The 17,706-nt window shown below is 52.7% G+C and carries 13 protein-coding genes; 3 read left to right on the forward strand and 10 right to left on the reverse strand.

All coding sequences use genetic code 11. The features are described from left to right. Window positions 1–41 precede the first annotated feature (41 nt). From JUJ53_RS11810 to JUJ53_RS11845, 8 genes are all read right to left on the reverse strand, one after another. On the reverse strand, window positions 42–737 hold the full coding sequence (locus tag JUJ53_RS11810) for a lecithin retinol acyltransferase family protein (RefSeq protein WP_204152221.1): 696 nt from the start codon (window positions 735–737) through the stop codon (window positions 42–44). A 57-nt stretch (window positions 738–794) separates the two neighbouring features. Next, window positions 795–2,216, reverse strand: coding sequence for an FHA domain-containing protein (locus JUJ53_RS11815; protein ID WP_204152222.1), 1,422 nt, complete (start codon window positions 2,214–2,216; stop codon window positions 795–797). Between the two features lie 56 nt (window positions 2,217–2,272). After that, the gene (locus tag JUJ53_RS11820; RefSeq protein ID WP_204152223.1) at window positions 2,273–3,061 is read right to left on the reverse strand and encodes an FHA domain-containing protein; all 789 of its coding nucleotides are present in this window, start codon (window positions 3,059–3,061) and stop codon (window positions 2,273–2,275) included. Between the two features lie 299 nt (window positions 3,062–3,360). Further along, a complete protein-coding gene (gene pgl, locus JUJ53_RS11825) occupies window positions 3,361–4,089 on the reverse strand; it encodes a 6-phosphogluconolactonase (RefSeq protein ID WP_204152224.1) in 729 nt (242 codons plus the stop codon). Window positions 4,090–4,322: 233 nt separating this feature from the next. Continuing rightward, complete coding sequence (locus JUJ53_RS11830) at window positions 4,323–4,883, reverse strand: WcaF family extracellular polysaccharide biosynthesis acetyltransferase (protein ID WP_343327942.1); 561 nt, start codon at window positions 4,881–4,883, stop codon at window positions 4,323–4,325. 182 nt (window positions 4,884–5,065) lie between these two features. Next, window positions 5,066–5,287 (reverse strand): DUF2283 domain-containing protein, encoded by a 222-nt coding sequence (locus JUJ53_RS11835; protein WP_204152226.1) that lies wholly within the window; start codon window positions 5,285–5,287, stop codon window positions 5,066–5,068. 93 nt (window positions 5,288–5,380) lie between these two features. Further along, on the reverse strand, window positions 5,381–6,493 hold the full coding sequence (gene recF, locus JUJ53_RS11840; protein WP_204152227.1) for a DNA replication/repair protein RecF: 1,113 nt from the start codon (window positions 6,491–6,493) through the stop codon (window positions 5,381–5,383). Between the two features lie 13 nt (window positions 6,494–6,506). Then, on the reverse strand, window positions 6,507–9,344 hold the full coding sequence (locus JUJ53_RS11845) for a cation-translocating P-type ATPase (RefSeq protein ID WP_204152228.1): 2,838 nt from the start codon (window positions 9,342–9,344) through the stop codon (window positions 6,507–6,509). A 14-nt stretch (window positions 9,345–9,358) separates the two neighbouring features. On the opposite strand from JUJ53_RS11845, the gene JUJ53_RS11850 reads away from it, so the two are divergent. Further along, window positions 9,359–9,520, forward strand: a complete 162-nt coding sequence (locus JUJ53_RS11850) for a hypothetical protein (protein ID WP_204152229.1) — start codon at window positions 9,359–9,361, stop codon at window positions 9,518–9,520. A gap of 48 nt (window positions 9,521–9,568) precedes the next feature. Then, complete coding sequence (locus JUJ53_RS11855; protein WP_204152230.1) at window positions 9,569–10,225, forward strand: hypothetical protein; 657 nt, start codon at window positions 9,569–9,571, stop codon at window positions 10,223–10,225. Between the two features lie 105 nt (window positions 10,226–10,330). On the opposite strand, the gene JUJ53_RS11860 is transcribed toward JUJ53_RS11855, so the two are convergent. Next, window positions 10,331–15,040, reverse strand: a complete 4,710-nt coding sequence (locus JUJ53_RS11860; protein ID WP_204152231.1) for a DUF4011 domain-containing protein — start codon at window positions 15,038–15,040, stop codon at window positions 10,331–10,333. A 188-nt stretch (window positions 15,041–15,228) separates the two neighbouring features. Further along, the gene (gene cbiB / locus JUJ53_RS11865; RefSeq protein WP_204152232.1) at window positions 15,229–16,206 is read right to left on the reverse strand and encodes an adenosylcobinamide-phosphate synthase CbiB; all 978 of its coding nucleotides are present in this window, start codon (window positions 16,204–16,206) and stop codon (window positions 15,229–15,231) included. A 27-nt stretch (window positions 16,207–16,233) separates the two neighbouring features. Here cbiB and JUJ53_RS11870 point away from each other — a divergent pair, with 27 nt between their 5' ends. Continuing rightward, on the forward strand, window positions 16,234–17,688 hold the full coding sequence (locus tag JUJ53_RS11870; RefSeq protein ID WP_204152233.1) for a cobyric acid synthase: 1,455 nt from the start codon (window positions 16,234–16,236) through the stop codon (window positions 17,686–17,688). The last annotated feature ends 18 nt before the right edge of the window (window positions 17,689–17,706 follow it).

Below are 17,706 nucleotides of genomic sequence, written 5' to 3' on the forward strand. Positions count from 1 at the left end.
TCCACTGATATTCCACGGGTATTCCACTGAGGGGCGATCGCTTAGAACGACCGCGTCTGCACCTGCTGAAGTTTTTTCTGAAGGTCGCGCTGCAGGTCATCTAAGGTGCGCAGTTGGGCTTGGAGGTCAGGCAGTTGTTTCTTGCTGGCTACCTTGCGTTCTAGGGCAGCACGGGCCACGGTCTCTTTGCCTTGGCGGAGGGCTAGTTGGGCTACTCGATGCCAGGTCTGCATGTCAGCGATCGCTCGATCGTAGCGAGCTTGTAGGGGAGCCCGAGCGATGGCCACATTATTCAAGGCTTGCTGAACCAAGGGGATCGCCTGTTCAGGAGTGCTAACGGTGGCTTCTTCCACCAACTGATGGGACTCCTTGGGACTGAAGCCAGCAAAGCCCAAGCCAAACTGGCGCAGTTGGGCGCTGTCTTGCTGCCCGGTTTTGCACCAGGTAGCAAAGTGTTCGCAATTATTGGTCAACAAATCGTACTGCTGTTCCCCCAAGCGACTTTCAGCCCGTCTAATCACATCGTCGGCGATAAATGAGGTTTGATAGCGTTTGATGTAGATGCGGTGGCCTTGGGAGAACGAGGACATGGAGGTGTGGCTAATGATCGCGGGCTCCTGCTCCGGCTTGCGATAGTGAATGACGCTGCCATCGCCGTAATCAATACCGTGGTGTTCATAGACCCCCTGCATTTTGCCCAAGGGACGCATGACATAAATCTGGTCGCCTCTAGCCATGTCTAGTCCTACTCGTTGACGAACCTGGTTGTTGCCTCATCTGTCGCGCCATCCATCTCAACTGACCGATAGGGCTCGCAGGTCGCTGGCTAAATCATGGGCCGATTGATAGCGCGCATCGGGATTGGGATCGGTTAATTTATCTAGCACAGAGGCTAGTTCAGGATGGAGACCTGGCACGGCATCGGCATAAAACCGATAGCCCTGAGCGCGATCGCCATAAAACGAGACCGGGTTGTGGCCGGTCACCAAGTAGGCCAGGCTGGGCCCCAGGGCATAGAGGTCAACCGCTGGCGTGGCGGCCATATCAAGCTGTTCGGGCGCTGTGTAGGCGGTACGTCCTGCGGGAATACTTTGCCCTAGAGCTAGGGTTTTCACCATGCCAAAGTCTACAAGGGCTAGCTTGCCCTCGGGTGGGCAGATCAAGCTGTTGGGGCGAATGCCTCGATGCAAAATGGGAGGCGTAAACTGGTGCAGGTAGGACAGCACCTCACAGATGTCTAAAATCCAAGCGATCGCTTGGGCCAGGGAAACCGGCCCGTGGGAGTTGATGCATTGGGACAGCTTATCACCGGGCATCAGTTGCATCACGAGGTAGGGCTGGATGCCGACGGAAAAATAGTTGATCCAGCGCGGTAGTTGGGGATGGTCAAGCTGGTGGAGAATCTCACCTTCATACTCCAAGGCAGCATTGGCCTTGACGTTGCCAATCCAGTCAGCATTTAGGGTTTTGACGGCAAAATACTGCCCTTTCTGCCAGGCAAGGTAGGTGATGCCAATATCACCCTGCCCTAGCACCTGGGTCATTTGATAGGTATCGACGGTGTGGATGACCTGGGTGGGCTCTTCGGCTGATGTTGGGTTCGTGATGCCAGGAGACGGGACATCTGTGAGGGGATGACGCAGGCGGGTAGCGGCCACGGTGGACGCAGCCACAGGATCTTTTTCAAAACTTTGGATAACGGTGGGGGCATCCGGAGTGAGCTGGAGGTGAGGCGGAACCGGGATGGTGCCTCGGCGCGATCGCCCTCGTATTCCCATGTCCTCGTCGTCGTCTACGGAGGATAGGTTCACCATGCCGCCGGTGGTCTCCCTGGCTTCGGCGTCTGTTAGCTGATCGTCTAAGGGCTCTCCTAGGGGGCGATCGCTGGATACATCGGGGATAGTGTTGAGGGCCTCTGTCCCCATGCGAATTTGAATATTTGGCCCCGATCGCGCTAGCCGAATAATGGCCCCGTCTACAGCGGGCACCTGAGTGATGCGTTTGCCATCGAGGTACGTACCATTCGTGCCTAGATTGACAATCTCCCAGTTATCGCCCGTGCGACGAAGTTCGACATGATGACGAGACACCACGGCGCTGTACAGCACAACGTGGTTATCCGTAGAGCGGCCAATGCGAATCACCGACTCATTTTCGAAAGTCCAGATTTGAGCCGGGATTTGTTTAAGAGGTTGCAGGAGAAAAAGAGTAATCACACTGTCACGATGAACGCTAAACAGGGAAGAATGAATAGTGGATGCCAGACTGAATGCTAGGCCATTTGAAAGAGGAAGGTCACCTGATCTCCTTTTCCAAGGGCAATGCGATCGCCCGGACGAAGCCGATGACGATTTCCGGCTGGAAGAGGCGTGTTGTTGATGTAAGTTCCATTAGAGCTCCCCACATCTTCAATGTAATGGACATCTCCCTCAATACGAATATCTGCATGAATCCGTGACACAATCTCCGAGTTGGGAAATCCTGCCACGTCAATATCCGGTGGCACCCGATCGTTGGGCTTACCAATGTGAACTACGGTGAGTCCTGGGGGTAGCTCTAGGGTGGTGTTGGTTTGCACATGGAAGAGCCGAGCGGTTTGGAGTTGGAGCTGGGTTGAGCCGATGGCGGGGCTGGCCGCCGCTGGACTGGGGGACGGCGCGGTAGCCTCCATCGGGGCCGGTGCTGGCGTTGGGGCTGGCATCTCTTCGCTGTCTGGCGTCATCGCTGGACTAGACTCAGCTATACCTAGGCCTTCCACTAAGGGTTCTGGTTCCACGAGGGGTTCCAGATTCACCGGCGAGAAAGACATCTCATCGGGGGTACTAGGGGAATCGGGGAGCCCAAGCCCTGGCGTGATAGTTGGAGGGATGGCGGCGGACTCGTTGACCGGTGCTGTACCGCCCCGCAAGTCAAATCCACACTGTCCGCAAAAACTCGCATCGGCTTGAACAGATGCACCACAACTCGGACAGCTTGCCATCTCAGGGAGAGGCGTATAGCAGGCCTCACACTGGACTGCGCCGTCAGGGTTTTGATGGTTGCAGTTAGGACAAACAATCATGCAAGGTTCCTTTCCGTTACGATCTTGAAACGTCACACTGTTTGGGAGTATTGCGCATGGGTGCTTCGAGTCTATGGCCCTACGCTAACTTGGACGTGCTGCCCCAGGGTACCCCCCGCACTAGGAACAAGGGGCGATCGCCACATTTCCTGAGCTAAGGACGCTTAACTATCCCGAATCTAGCAAATCTTAGTCTGAAACCGGAACAACTGGGCCAGTAAATTGCAAAAAACGTTCAGAACAGCCGGGACATAGCGGTACCTAAGGGGCTGTTTTGCGTTTTCTAACAACGATAGATACTACAGCAATGAAGGGACGCCTTGGGCCGCTGCTGTGTCTAAGAGCCACCAAAGTTCGCCCTGGGGACGAATCAAACGAGCGGGATAGACGGCATCGTCACCCGTATCAGAAAAAATTTCGGTCAGCGCGGCCTGTTTGCTTGCGCCTGCCACCAAAAAGAGGACGGTCGCAGCTTGATTGATGAAGGGGGCGGTGAAGGTAATCCGCGGCTGACCATCTTTGTTGCCCACGGTCACCAGGCGATCGCTCACGGTGAGCGCAGCGGAATGGGGAAATAGGGAGGCGGTATGACCATCGTCGCCTATGCCGAGCAAAATCAAATCTAGGGATGGCATGGTGCCGGCCGGGGGTTGAAAGAGATCTAGAAGTTGCTGATTGTGGCGCTGGGCAGCGATCGCTGGATCGTCAGCATCCGTTGGCATGGGCACAATCTGCTCGGCGGGGATGGGCACATGGTTGAGCCAGGCCTGGCGGGCCATCCCTTCGTTGCTATCGGGATGGGTGGGCGGCACGTAGCGTTCGTCTCCCCAAAAGATCCAAACCTTGTCCCAGGGCAGCGACTGCTGGGCTAGGGCTTCATAGAGCGGTTTAGGCGTTCCGCCACCGGCTAGAGCAATGGTGAACCGTCCTCGCTGGGCGATCGCTGCCTGGGCCCGCTCTAGAATGAGTTGCAGTGCCGTTTGTATAATCGCGCCTTTATCAGGCAAAACCTGAATGTGCCTATCCATGACCATGTCTCTTCGAGTCAACCCTTGCAGACTAGCCCACATTCGTCCTAATGATGGAATCTCACCATTTTTTTTAGGTTCCGCATCAGCGATCGAGTCTGGGTAGATCATGGCAGAGACGTGAGACTAGTACTCCGAGGCGTAATTAACCCGCCTATTGGCTGAGGCGGAAAACCGTGTGTGTCCTGGAATTCCTTTTCGTTTTTCTGTTTTCGTTCTTCCGTCTTGCGGTACTAGCCAGCGTCCTGGGATTGCATAATGCGGGGATGATGGGGACGGCAGGGAGTGCCCCAGCATATCCATTGGTTGGGTAACGAGCTGAGGACGGTACTGCGAACGCCGACCACGGCATTTGCGCCAATGGTGACCCCGGCAGCGATGAAGCAATCGGCGGCGATCCATGCGCCGTTGCCGACGGTGATCGGCGCTGTTTGTAGATCAAACTGGGACGATGCAATATCGTGACTACCGGTGCATAGATAGCTGCGTTGGGAAATCACGCAGTGGCAGCCGATGTGGATAGGAGCCAGGCTGTAGAGCACCACGTGGTCGCCAATCCAGCTATGGTCACCGATCGCCACTCGCCAGGGAAAGGTAATTCGAGCGGTGGGGCGAATCACAACCCCTTGCCCGAGGCGGGCTCCGAACAATCGCAGCAGGGCCACGCGTAGGCCATTGCAGGGATGGGGCGTTAGGGGAAAGGCGATCGCTTGCACAAGCCACCACAGCATCACCACCCAGCCGGATCGCCCTCGCTGAAAGGAGCCAGTGCGGTAGGTGGACAAATTGACCATGGGGGTGGCGTCGGGAGCCAGGACGGAAGGATCTGAATGAGGTGGACAGGGCCAGGGCTTGGATACAGGGTGAAACTCACGGGTCATACAACAAGGTAGGCGATCGCCTACCATCGAACCTCAAGCCACCTTTCTCAGGTTGAGCACCCAAACCCGGAGATCTATTCTGCCTAGAATTCTGCCTAGAACCCTGACGAAGCCAGACCCAGCCCCTCAATCACGACTTGCTGTAGGGTAGATTTGCCGCCAAACTGCTTGGTTGCTGCCAAAACCTCAATCCCAGCCAGTTGCCCATCCTCTGCATAGTCCACCGCGATCCCCTTTTCGAGATACTTGGTGATCACCGTCGTATCGATAAAGATGATACTCAACACATCCACCTCAGCATCGTAATGAATCTTCATACCATTTAGGGAGTCGGTGGGGCATGGTGCCCCGGTTGTTTCTAAGTACCATATCTTGATCTCGGTGCAATTTTTGACGGAGGTCAGACCTGTCTAAGTTTTAATCCTGCCGGCTTGTACGGTCAAGACATGGGACGATCGCAGCCACTGGGCATCGAAGGCGCTGAGGTGGGTGGTGGTGATCAGGGTTTGAAAGCGATCTTGAATGGTCTCCAGCAGTTTGTTCTGGCGGGTGAGATCCAGCTCTGCCAGCACATCATCGAGGAGCAACAGCGGTGGTTCGCCGATCACCATTTCAATGAGTTTCAGTTCCGCCAGTTTAATCGACAGGACTAAGGTGCGCTGTTGTCCTTGGGAGCCATACTGACGGGCTGGGGTGCGGTTGATGCGAAAGTCCACATCATCTCGGTGGGGGCCAACGAGGGTGGTGCCTTGGTGCTGTTCAGCGATCGCCCGCTGCTGGATTTGGTCTAAAAAGGCTTGCTGAATGGCGATGGGATCATCCTGGGCTAGGAAGACATTGGGGGCATAGCGCATGTCTAGGGTTTCGGTGCGATCGCTGATGGCGTGGTGCCAATGGGCGGCAATGGGCGCAATGCGGTGAATGGCTCGGGCCCGACGGCGGATGACGTGGGTGCCGATGGTGGCCAACTGACTGTCCCAAATGGCCAGTTGGGTTGGATCGGCGGCGAGACCGCCATGGACTTGGCGCAGCAGGGCATTGCGCTGCCGCAGGGTGGCGTTATATTGCTGGAGCAGATGGGCGTAGATGGGTTCGAGCTGGGTGAGGAGCACATCTAGCCAATCGCGCCGTAGACCTGGCCCACCACGCACCAGTTCTAGGTCTAAGCTGGAAAACTGGACGGCATTCATCACGCCCAGAAAATCAACCTGGCGGCGCAGGGGCTGGCCGTTATGGCGCAGGGTGCGGCGACCGCTGCTGCGCACCAGGATGGATAGATCGACCGGCCCGGTGTCCCGATCGAGGGTAGCGGTGATGGAGCCCGTGGCTTGGTCATCTTGCACCAAGTCGCGATCGCGGCTAGCTCGGTGCGATCGCAAGGTTGCCAGCAGTTCCACCGCCTCTAGTAGATTGGATTTTCCCTGGGCATTGTCGCCCACCAAGATGGTTTTGGGCGCTTGAAACATCACCGCTTGGTCGTGGTAATTACGAAAGTGGCGGAGGTGCAAAGATTTCAAATACATGAGCGATCGCCGATTAGCCCTTACCCGAGCGATACCATCGAATGAATAGTTTTTCGAGTTCAACCCAGACAAATAAGAGGGTGCTAAATCCGAAGCATATCGCTAGTTCCGTTGCATTCAACACTTGGGTGCCAAAAAATAGGCGCAGGGGTTCAACATAGATCAGCATCAGTTGCAGCACTGTCGTCACCAAGACAGCACCCCACACATACACGTTGGAAAAGGGATTCATCTCAATGGTCAGACGAGAGCTAGAGCGAACAGCGATCGCATGCCCCATCTGTGAAAGGCAGAGCATAGTAAACACCATGGTTTTCCATCGTTCAGGATGCCCTTCGCGCATGGTGAAGTGAAAGGAAAAGACCATCAGCGTAATGGTAATGATGGCGAACACCACTCCAATGCGCAGCATGTAGCTGCCGAGACCCCGAGCAAAAATGTTCTCTTGGGGGTCGTGGGGTGGACGCTGCATCACATTCGGTTCGGCAGGCTCTACAGCCAGGGCCAGGGCCGGCAAGCCATCGGTCACCAAGTTCATCCAAAGAATTTGTAGAGGAATCAGCGGCACACCGCCCCCAGGCACCAGGATGGGTGAGGCAGCGATCGTCAATACCTCGCCAATGTTGGAGCCCAAGACGTACTTTACAAAGCGACGGATATTGGAATAGACCACTCGCCCCTCCTCCGTTGCCGCTACGATGCTGGCAAAGTTGTCATCCAGCAACACCATATCGCTAGCTTCTTTGCTGACATCGGTGCCAGTGATGCCCATGGCGATGCCGATATTGGCCTGCTTCAGCGCCGGGGCATCGTTAACGCCATCGCCGGTCATCGCCACAATTTTGCCTTGACGCTGCAGGGCGCGGACAATCCGCAGCTTATGTTCAGGAGACACCCTGGCATAGACACTGACGCGCTTGACATGGGCTTCTAGCTCTTGGGTATCTAGGTGTTCGAGTTCGCGACCGGTGAGCACCAAGGTGCCGGGTTCAGCAATGCCCAAATCTTCAGCGATCGCCCTGGCGGTGAGTTGATGATCGCCGGTAATCATAATCGGCCGAATACCCGCTTGCCGACAGCGCTTCACCGCCTCCCGCACTTCCGGACGCGGCGCATCCAGCATCCCCACCAGACCAAGCCAGATTAAGGATTGTTCGGCCGTTTGCTCCGATCGCTCTGGCGGTATGTCGTCTAGAGGGCGATAGGCAAATCCCAACACCCGCAGCCCTCGGCCGGCTAGTTGATTATTTTGATCGAGGATATGCTGCCGTAGCTCGGCTGTGAGCGGTTCAGGGCGATCGCCTAGCTGAACCTGGGTGCATTGCTCCAGAATGAGTTCTGGTGATCCCTTACAGAATAAAACCGAGGAGCAATCGGTATTCAGCACCGTAGATAGATGGGGAACATCCCGATTGCCGTAGCGACCCTGGGTGGGCACCACAACGCTCATGCGTTTCCGCTCAGAAGTGAACGGAAATTCTACTTGGCGGGGAAACTGTTCCGTCCATGTGGATTGTTCAAACTGGATCTTGCCCGCTAGGGTGAGCAGGGCTCCTTCTGTCGGATCGCCCAAAATACTCCAGCCCTCGCTCTGTTCCTGCAGGATCGCATCGTTGCACAGCACACAGGCAGCCATCAAGGCTTGGAGGGCTGGGAAGTCTTGGGGAGCGATCGCCCTATCCCCCTGTCGGCATTCCCCAGCAGGCTCATAGCCATCGCCGGTGACGGTGAGTTCGATGGAGCCCGACTCCCCCATCAACTCCACTTGCTGCACCACCATTTTGTTTTGAGTGAGGGTGCCGGTTTTATCCGAACAGATGGTGGTTACAGAACCCAAGGTTTCCACGGCGGGCAGTTTACGAATGAGGGCATGGCGTTTCACCATCCGCTGGGTGCCAAGGGCGAGGGTGACGGTAATCACGGCGGGCAGCCCCTCTGGGACGACAGCTACTGCCATACTCAGAGATACTTCTAGCAGATCTTCAAACGCATCCCGCCCGGCATAGAGCACCCCACCCACAACAACCAGCGCAACTAGAACCAAGGAGCTACCCACTAGGACATTGCCGAGCTGGGTCATGCGCAGTTGCAGCGGTGTGGGATCCGCCTCCACATCCTGCAGCATAGTGGCAATGCGTCCTAGCTCTGTTTTCATGCCGGTGCTGGTGATCAACACGGTGCCACGACCGTTGATCACCTCTGTGCCCTGAAACACCATATTGGTGCGATCGCCCAGGGAGGCTTCTGCATCCAGCGGCTGGGTGGTTTGCTTCATCACCGCTTCCGCCTCTCCCGTGAGCGACGACTCCCGCACTTGGAGATTGCTCGCTTCCAGTAACAGCCCATCGGCGGAAATCTGCCGTCCGGCATCAAGCAGCATGATGTCTCCCGGCACCAGATACTTCGCCTCTACCTCACTCACCTTGCCATCTCGCAAAACTCGCACGGTAGGCGCTGATAATTGCTTGAGAGCGGCAAGAGCCTTTTCGGCACGACTTTCTTGCAGGTAGCCCAGAATGCCATTGAGGACGACGATCAGAAAAATGGCGATCGCATCCTTAGGAAAGTTGTCATTGCGAATATCTAAAATGGCAGAGACGACGGCCACCGCCATCAACATCAACAGCATGATGTTGGTGAACTGATCCAGCAAAATTCTGAAGGTGCTGCGCCCGCCCCGTTCTTCTAACTCATTGAGCCCATAAACCTTCTGCCGCGCTTTTACTTCAGCATGAGTTAGTCCTTGATAGCGATCGCTTTCTAAGCGTGCAAGTGCGTGCTCCAGATCCAGCGTGTGCCAGGCGGTAGCTGCATGAGAGCCTGGGTTCGTAGATGCAAAATCTGGTGTCATAACGTCAACCTACAGTGCGATCGCCTACAGCCATAGATCATAGTGCCTTAAAAACCTCTGCGGTACTACCCTGGGGTAGGCTTTACTGCAAAATTGGCATTTCGGCTACCAGCGGCGCAAGGTTTTTGGTGGTGATGCTGGAGCAAAAACCAGCGATCGCCCCCAATTCTCGCTAGGATAGTTCGACCTGTCTCGCGATGACAGCTTTGAGGAGGATGATCGGTATGAAATTCAAGTCAGCTACGCTTTGGTTGGTGGCGATCGCCGTGATCTTAGGCGCGGGGGTGGTCATACTAGAAACCCAGCGATCGCCCGAGGCAGCATCCCAAGCGGAGGGTGTGGAACCTCTATTTACCTTTGAAGAACAAGACATTCAAGCCTTCACCCTCACCACCCAACTGCGCACCCTGCGGTTTGAGCGCGATGATCAGGGGCGCTGGCAGATGTTGGAACCGGAGCAAATGCCGGCCAATGATGCCTCGATTGCCTTTTTACTCAACCTGCTGGTGTCAGGGGAAAGCGATCGCACCCTATCGGTGCCGGCGGCGGATTGGGAGGTGTTTAGTTTTCATCAACCGCTGGCGGTGATCAACCTGACGGTTGAGGGTGAGGAAGAGGAGCGATCGCTGACGGTGGGAGGCTATGATTTCAACCGCAGCGCCCTCTATGCCCATCGCGATCTGCCAGACAATGCCCCCGATGGCTTGGAGACGCTAGATGTTTTGCTGGTGACGCCGAGTTTTGAAGATGCGGTCAGCCGTCCGTTGGATGATTGGAAGCAGCTTGAGGAGCAGGGGAGCGATCCGGAGTCGGGTGAACCAGCAGATGATCTAGTACCGGATGACGCTAACGATCCAGAGACTCCTGAAGGCGAGAATTAATTCTAAGCTGGAGATAACCATGGGAGAGCGATCGCCCTCTCACTGCACCAACCACCAGATCAGAAGAGCGATCGCTCTTGAGTAACCCCAAGACTTACAGATTTATTAGGTTATTAGTGTTTGTATGTGAGCAATTAGTTTCTCGGTCTCAACTTTGGAATCTGTAAACCAATCTGTAGACCAAATCCGGTAGATCTTCCACCCCAACTGCTCTAGAACTTGCTGACGAAGGCGATCGCGATCGCGTGCTGCTTTTGATGAATGGTAGGTAGCTCCGTCGCATTCAACTCCAAGTAGATAGGTGCCTGGTTGTCTAGGATCGACCACTGCTAAGTCAATGAAGTAACCGGAAACTCCTATTTGGGGTACTACCTCATATCCATGCTGACGCAGCCGTTCAGCAACAAAAACCTCAAAGTCACTATCTGGCTCTCTGTTTGTAACAATTGGTTGTTTTCTTATTAAACGTTGTGTTTGAGCATAATCTAAATATGCTTTGAGTATATGCACGCCATCCTTGGATGTTGCACTTGGACGAATGTCACTAGCTTGCATTGAGGAGAAGACGACTACTCGTTCTTTAGCACGGGTAAATAGAACATTTAAGCGACGATGACCATTTTGGAGATTGATGGGGCCGAACCGCTGCATAACAGGCATACCTGGACGTTCAGGGCCATACACTGTTGAAATGAAAATGACATCACGCTCATCTCCCTGGACATTTTCTAGGTTTTTAACGAAAAATGGCTCTAGTGTGCTCTCTCTCGCTGTCCGATATTGCTCAAGTTCTGGATAAAGAGCAAAAAGCCGATCCATCTCATCTAGCAACAATTCCTGCTGTTTTTGGTTAAGGGTAACAACTCCTAGCGAAAGGTTAGGATATTGCCTCATAAAGTCTGCTGTTGCCTCTGCAACACGCATTGCCTCAGGAACATTAGCCCCAGAACGGTATGCTCCTGTTTTGATATATTGATACTCAACGGCAAATTTTTTATTGGGCGAGGGAAAAATTGTGAGCTTTCCATCATAAAAATGACAATTGGAGAAATCAATTAAGCTTTGGTGTCGTGAGCGGTAATGCCACTTCAATTGACGAATAGGATAAAAAACCTTGAGTGACATATCCAGAATCGACTCATTATCTAGAACGTCTACTTCCTGTTCAATATCTTCATCAACGGTCTGTTCAAAGTTAGACCTAAAGAAGTCAGTAGGTGGCAACTGTTTTGGATCACCAACGACTACCAACTGTTTGGCTCTTGCAATGGAGCCAATAGCCTCTTCTGGGCGCATCTGGGACGCTTCATCAATAATAACTAGATCAAATGTAACAGCACCAGGAGGAATGAACTGAGCAACGCTAGCTGGCGACATCATCCAGCATGGCTTCAACTGCTGAAGTGCAACACTAGCCCGCTGAAATAGTTCACGCTGGGGTATATGACGTTTCTGCTTGTTAATTTCATTCTGAATTAATGCTAGATTTGTCAGCTCAGATTTTCGCCCACGACTATTTCCAGGTTCAATAGTAACTTGTGCTAGCTGCGCCACCAACTGTTTTTGGTATAACCTCAACAATTTCTTGTCTGATTGTTGAAATTGCTTGCGAGCCTGAGCCTGATCAATCCCAGACAATCGACTAAGCTCAGGATGCTTTTGATAGGCAAATCTTAGGAGCGATCGATAGAAGACAGCCTGATAGACATCTTCTAGATTGTCTAGGGCTAAATTTTCACGTTCAAATGCTTCAACGAGAGACTGTATGCCATCATCAGCAACCTGCTGATAGACTCGATGGTAGTTAATCCATGTAGGCAAGTCACTACTGGCTGCCACTGCCCGATCAACACGCTCAGCAATTTTCTCGATCCTAATATCAGTTATATTCTGGCTTCCAAACATCACTTGAACATCGGGTTGACCTAGCTGAAAAAATGCTTGTCGATAACGTGCTTCGTTTTCGAGAAACTCAGATAAGCTATGTGAAGCATCATGAATTTCTTTCACTACAAGAGCGGCATCTGCAGTAAATATTTTGTCTTGAATGGATTTAGGTAGCTGGGATTGAATAACTGATTTAGCAAAGTTAGTCGTTGCTTCTAATCGATCAATGTCTGTTAGATCCTCCTGATAAAAACGCCCTAACGTATAAATTGCTTCAGATAAATTAATCTTTTGTTGTGTAGCCTCAAGTTCTTCAATCCGTTGAATTAGCTCGGAGGCAAAGGAGTTTATTGTGAGCAATCCCTGGAAGTCAGTTTCTAATCCCTTGAAGAACTTGCCGCAAACTCGCTTCAGTTTGGCATCGCACTTAAAGCGATCTAATTGCTCTTGAAACCGTGCGATTTTTTCGAAGATGCCAGCAATTTCAGAATCTGAGCAATGAGATGATTGCTTCTGAATTTTCTTCCACAGATCTTTAGCTTCTCGATATTTAGAGTTAAATAAAGAGGATAATAAGTTGGACTGACGAAGCTGCTTAGCATAGTGAGACATTTGACCTGAGCCTTTACAAGCATATAGATTGTAGCTTCGGCTCAACTCAGTTCGGGATGCTTTTAGACTATCGCTAGTTTCTTTTGCCTTTATGAGTAGAGAAGCATGGGAAGAATTACAGAGTTCAGGAACTTGTGTACGTAAAGCTTGAACTGCATTATGTATATGCTCAATATCTTCCTCACTGTTTTGCGGCTCTCCAAGTAAAAATTTGAATCGACTTAGTTCAGACGAATCTAGTCCTTCCTGGAAAAACTGCATTAGGACTTGCTTATTTCTTATAAGATCTTTTACTTGATGTGTCAGTAATATAACAGAACTGTTCTTTTTGTTTGTTTTTAGAACGGGTAGTAATGCTCCTTCAATCAAAGGATGTATCCTGGGACAGTTTCCTAGCCGTTGCTGAACTTTTTGAATTTCTGTTAGCGTTGCCTTCTGTTCAAGTCCTAATATCCTGACAACTTGATGCCATGTGCTGTGAAGCTGTTTCAAGGCATTTGACCACATTTCTGCATTCGCACGCAAGTCACCCTGATCAATAGGAGACAAATTATGGGCGGTTAATCCAAACCAAGGATGTTTTCTAATCTGGCTGTGCTTTTGAAGCAGTTCTTGCTGTTGTTGCTGAAATTCTCTGAGATGTTGACATTTGCGCTGAAGATCCGCAGTGGTCATTACTGCTGCTTTATCATCCCGAAAACTTTCTAGTCCAGATGGCACTGATGGAACGTTAGCGATTAGCTCCATCGCACGTTGGTGAGACCAAAGTAACTCCTGAATAGTTTTTCCCGTTTTCCCACAAGGCTGGTTAAGAAGCTCTACATAGCGAGATAGCAGTTGTCTCAACTGGCTGCACTCCCTGACTTGATCTTCCAGTTCTTGCGAGATATCCGGAGGTGACTCTTGCTCAACTCGCTGCTTCAATCGTTCATAAAAAGACTGCCGAGAGGTAGCGGTTGAGTGTACTTCCAGGCAGTAATTTTCTAGCCCAGCACCTGCCAAACGGTTATATACAACCTCAAGAGCAGCCTTCTTCTCAGCAAGAAACAGCACTTTCTTGCCCTTTGCTAGGGCAGCAGCAATCAAATTTGTGATAGTTTGACTTTTACCTGTGCCTGGAGGACCTTTAATCACTAAATTCTTGTCATCAAGTACATCAACAATAGCTGAGAATTGAGATGCATCAGCATCTGTGATGAGCAAGGGAACTTTGCGAGCTATCTTCGGCTCGTCTACTTCATAATCATCAGCGATCGCATTTTGGCTTACTTCTTCCTGTCCACAGAAAATAGTCGATATCAATGGATGGTCGAGCAGAGATGATTCACTAGGCCAATTCTCCGGGTTCAAATCTTGAAAAAGAGCAATTCCTTTGAATGAGAATAAGCTCAAAGTCAAGAAACGCCTCACCGTCCACCTACCGTGATTACGAATAATTTGCGAAATTTGTTTGAAGTACGCTTCAGGATTATTGCTTACTTGCTGATCATCAGCAGTAAAAGCTGGTAGAGTGATTCCATAATTTTGTCGCAAGCGTTCCCTGAGACTGAAATTTTCCTCTGGCCCTTCGCCGAAAGATTTGACAGTGTAGTTATACTGCCCGTTGCGGAGCTGTCGCTCTAGTGTAACAGGATAAATTAATAGCGGTGCCAACAAGCGCTTGTCAGATTGCTCAGACTCATACCATTCCAGCATTCCAAACGCTAGATAAAGGGTATTAAGTCCAGTTTCTTGAATTGACTTCCGCGCCCCTTCCCGTAAACCTGCTAATTTTCGCTCCAGTTCATCAGGATAGAGCAAGGTTTGCAGACTCTTATCTCGATGAGCAGGTTTGCCACCATCCCCAGATTGTAATGTTGGCAGATCATAGCTAGGATTAATCCCAAGGTGCTTAGCATAGGCTGACTCGCTCAGAGATTTTACATCTGTTCGAGCAGGCATCCTTAACTCTTCTCGAACCTTATCTCTTAGCTCCCGTTCAATCCGCTGAGATTCTTCTGAGTCGTGGTCAACTTCATCAAGAGATGCAACCGCAGCCATATATTCTTCGTCGGCATCACGCATTGCTTCAAGCAGGAGGCGAAAAGCATCTTCATCTTCATCGGTTGGATGATTTGGAGGCGTGGGTAGTGCAGCGACTGTAAGTGTATAACCTTGCTCTAGCATCTCAAAAACCTGATCAGGTAATTTATCAACCAACCTAACCTGGGTGCGAGAGCGTTCCGAGAATTTGAAATTTAAAAGACGATTGCGACCACTTAGGTCGAGTAGTCGTAGGCGAAGTTCTTTAAGGTATTGATCGACTAGATTGTTCATATGAAGCAGAAACTTAGAGTATTAGGGCATCTTGACTTCGCTTAGGCGTCCAAGATTATGGGATTTTCCATCAAGCCGATCCGATCAGAAGTGCTGAAACTTCCTCTGGGGAATCCTCCTGTACTTTAGAGCGGGGAGTAGTCAAGAACCCCTTGGCTCTAGTATACCCAATGTATAGCAAGCGGGATTTACGGGAGGAAGAGTAGGGTTAGAGCACCACCGCCGAGCCACAGGAATAGGCAGAGTCGCGTCAGGGCGATCGCTTCCCGAACTACAGTAGGTGTAATCGATCGCACCGGATCTCCGAGCAGCGGCTTCGATGTGACAACGCCGCGATAGATATTATCACCCCCCACCTGCACCCCCAGCACCGCCGCATAGATACATTCACTCCAGCCAGAATTGGGGCTTGGATCCGCGATCGCATCCCGGCAACATACCTGCAACACCTGACGCGGACGGCGAGACCAGAGCGCTAGGGTAAGAACCGTCAAACGACAAGGCAGCCAGGTAAGGATATCTTCCAGGCGAGCGCTACACCAGCCAAGATCTGTGTAGGGAGCGCGTCGGTAGCCCACCATAGAATCTAGGGTGCTGGCGGCTTTGTAGCCCATGGCCAGGGCCACGGCCGCCATGGGGTGGATCATTGCCCCGAGGATGGCATAGAACAGGGGGGCCATGACGCCGTCTACAGCATTTTCGGTGACGGTTTCCAGGACTGCCCGTAGAATGCCAGCTTCGGAGAGTTGGTCGGTGTCGCGGCCCACGTAGCGGCTGAGGCGCGATCGCGATTCCGCTAGGTCTCCCTGCTGAAGTGGCGTGAGGACATCAAGGGCCGCGTCTCGGAGGCTGCGGCCAGCCAGGCAGGAAGCCAGGAGGAGGATGGCGAGGATCAGGCCCACGATTGGATGGAGGTGATCGCCCAGCCAGACCAGACCGAAGGCGATCGCCCCACTGCCTAGGATGACCAGTAGAGTCAGCACCACGCCAGCTAGGCGCAGGGCCCAGGGTGCCTTGAGCCTAGCGAGTGCGCCGCGACTGTAGGCAGAAATCACCCAGCCCATGGCCTGGACAGGATGGGGCCAAGTCCAGGGATCGCCTATGAGATAATCAAGCAGCGCCGCACCGCCAAGCAGGGCGATCGCGTTGAGGTCTGGTGTGCCCATGTTTATCCTGTCTGTGGTCTGAACGTTATGAAATCTATTGCCATTCTTGGAACCTCGTCAAATGCGGGCAAGAGCTGGGTGACTACGGCCTTGGGGGCTTGGCTGTGGCGGCAGGGGGTGCGGGTAGCTCCCTTTAAGGCCCAGAATATGTCGAACAACTCCTATGTCACCCTGGAGGGAGGCGAAATCGGTCGGGCCCAAGCGGTGCAGGCGATCGCCTGTGGACTGCGGCCGGTGGCGGAGATGAATCCGATCTTGCTGAAGCCCTGCGGCAATAGCGTGTCTCAATTGGTGCTGTTGGGACAGCCCAAAACCCATATCCGCGCTGCTGACTATTATCAGCATATTGAGACCCTTTGGGAAACGGTATGTCAGACGTTGGAAGGATGGCGATCGCGCTGTGATGTCTTGCTCCTAGAAGGCGCGGGCAGTCCGGTGGAGCTCAATCTCATGCACCGAGATTTGGTAAATCTACGTCCTATTGCTTATCTAGAGGGGCGGTGGCTGTTGGTGGGCGATATTGAACGGGGCGGCATTTTTGCGCAGATGGTGGGAACCTATGGGTTAATGCCGAGCGATCGCCAAAAGCAGGGACTCGGCATGATTGTGAATAAATTTCGGGGCGATCTGAGTTTGTTTGGCACGGCAGGAGACTACTTTAAGCAGCATCTCCCTAACTTACCCTACCTAGGAACCTTACCCTATCAAACAGACCTTCAGCCAGAAAGTGAAGATAGCCTTTGCCAGGAAGCGGAGGAAAAGGGCAGCGGTGCAGTGCTGGGCTGGATTCGCTTTCCCTCAACGTCCAACTCCCAGGATAGTCAACCGTGGCAGTTGGATACTGGCGTGCAGGTACGCTGGATCACGACGGTGGAAGCGCTGCAAACGGCTCAGGTAATTATTTTACCTGGGAGTAAGAATACGCTGCGAGATTTGCAATGGTTGCGAGAAACAGGGCTGGCGGCAGCCATCGGTGCGGCGGCGCAGCAGGGGGTGCCAATTGTAGGTATCTGTGGCGGGTACCAAATGCTCTGCCAGTCGCTGAGCGATCCGTCGGGCGTGGCTGGGGATGCGGGGACAGTGGCGGGGCTAGGTCTGTTGCCAGCGGTGACCACCTTTGCGGAAACGAAATCGCTGCAGCAGGTAGAAGCCATCTGGCAGGGCGATCGCTGGTCTGCCTACGAAATTCACATGGGTCAAACCCAGGCGATCGCTCCCGTGGAGTCGTTGTTGACCCTTCAGTCTGCAGGTCAGATCCTCCCCGAGGGCATGCGCCAAGGTAAGGTGTGGGGCACCTATCTCCATGGTTTGTTTGAATCTGCGGCCCTGCGGCAGTCTCTCATTCAGCAGTCCAGCATTCGCGGCTATGGGCCTTCGCCCCTGTCTTGGCATGACCACCAGCGCCAGCTCTACGATCGCATGGCCGACTTGCTGGACGAGCATCTCGACCTCGATCCCATCCGCCGCTACTTGGCCCTGTAAGCCGCGTTAGAATAAGCA

Origin of the sequence: Leptolyngbya sp. CCY15150 (genome assembly GCF_016888135.1) — a bacterium.
Classification (GTDB): Bacteria; Cyanobacteriota; Cyanobacteriia; order RECH01; family RECH01; genus RECH01.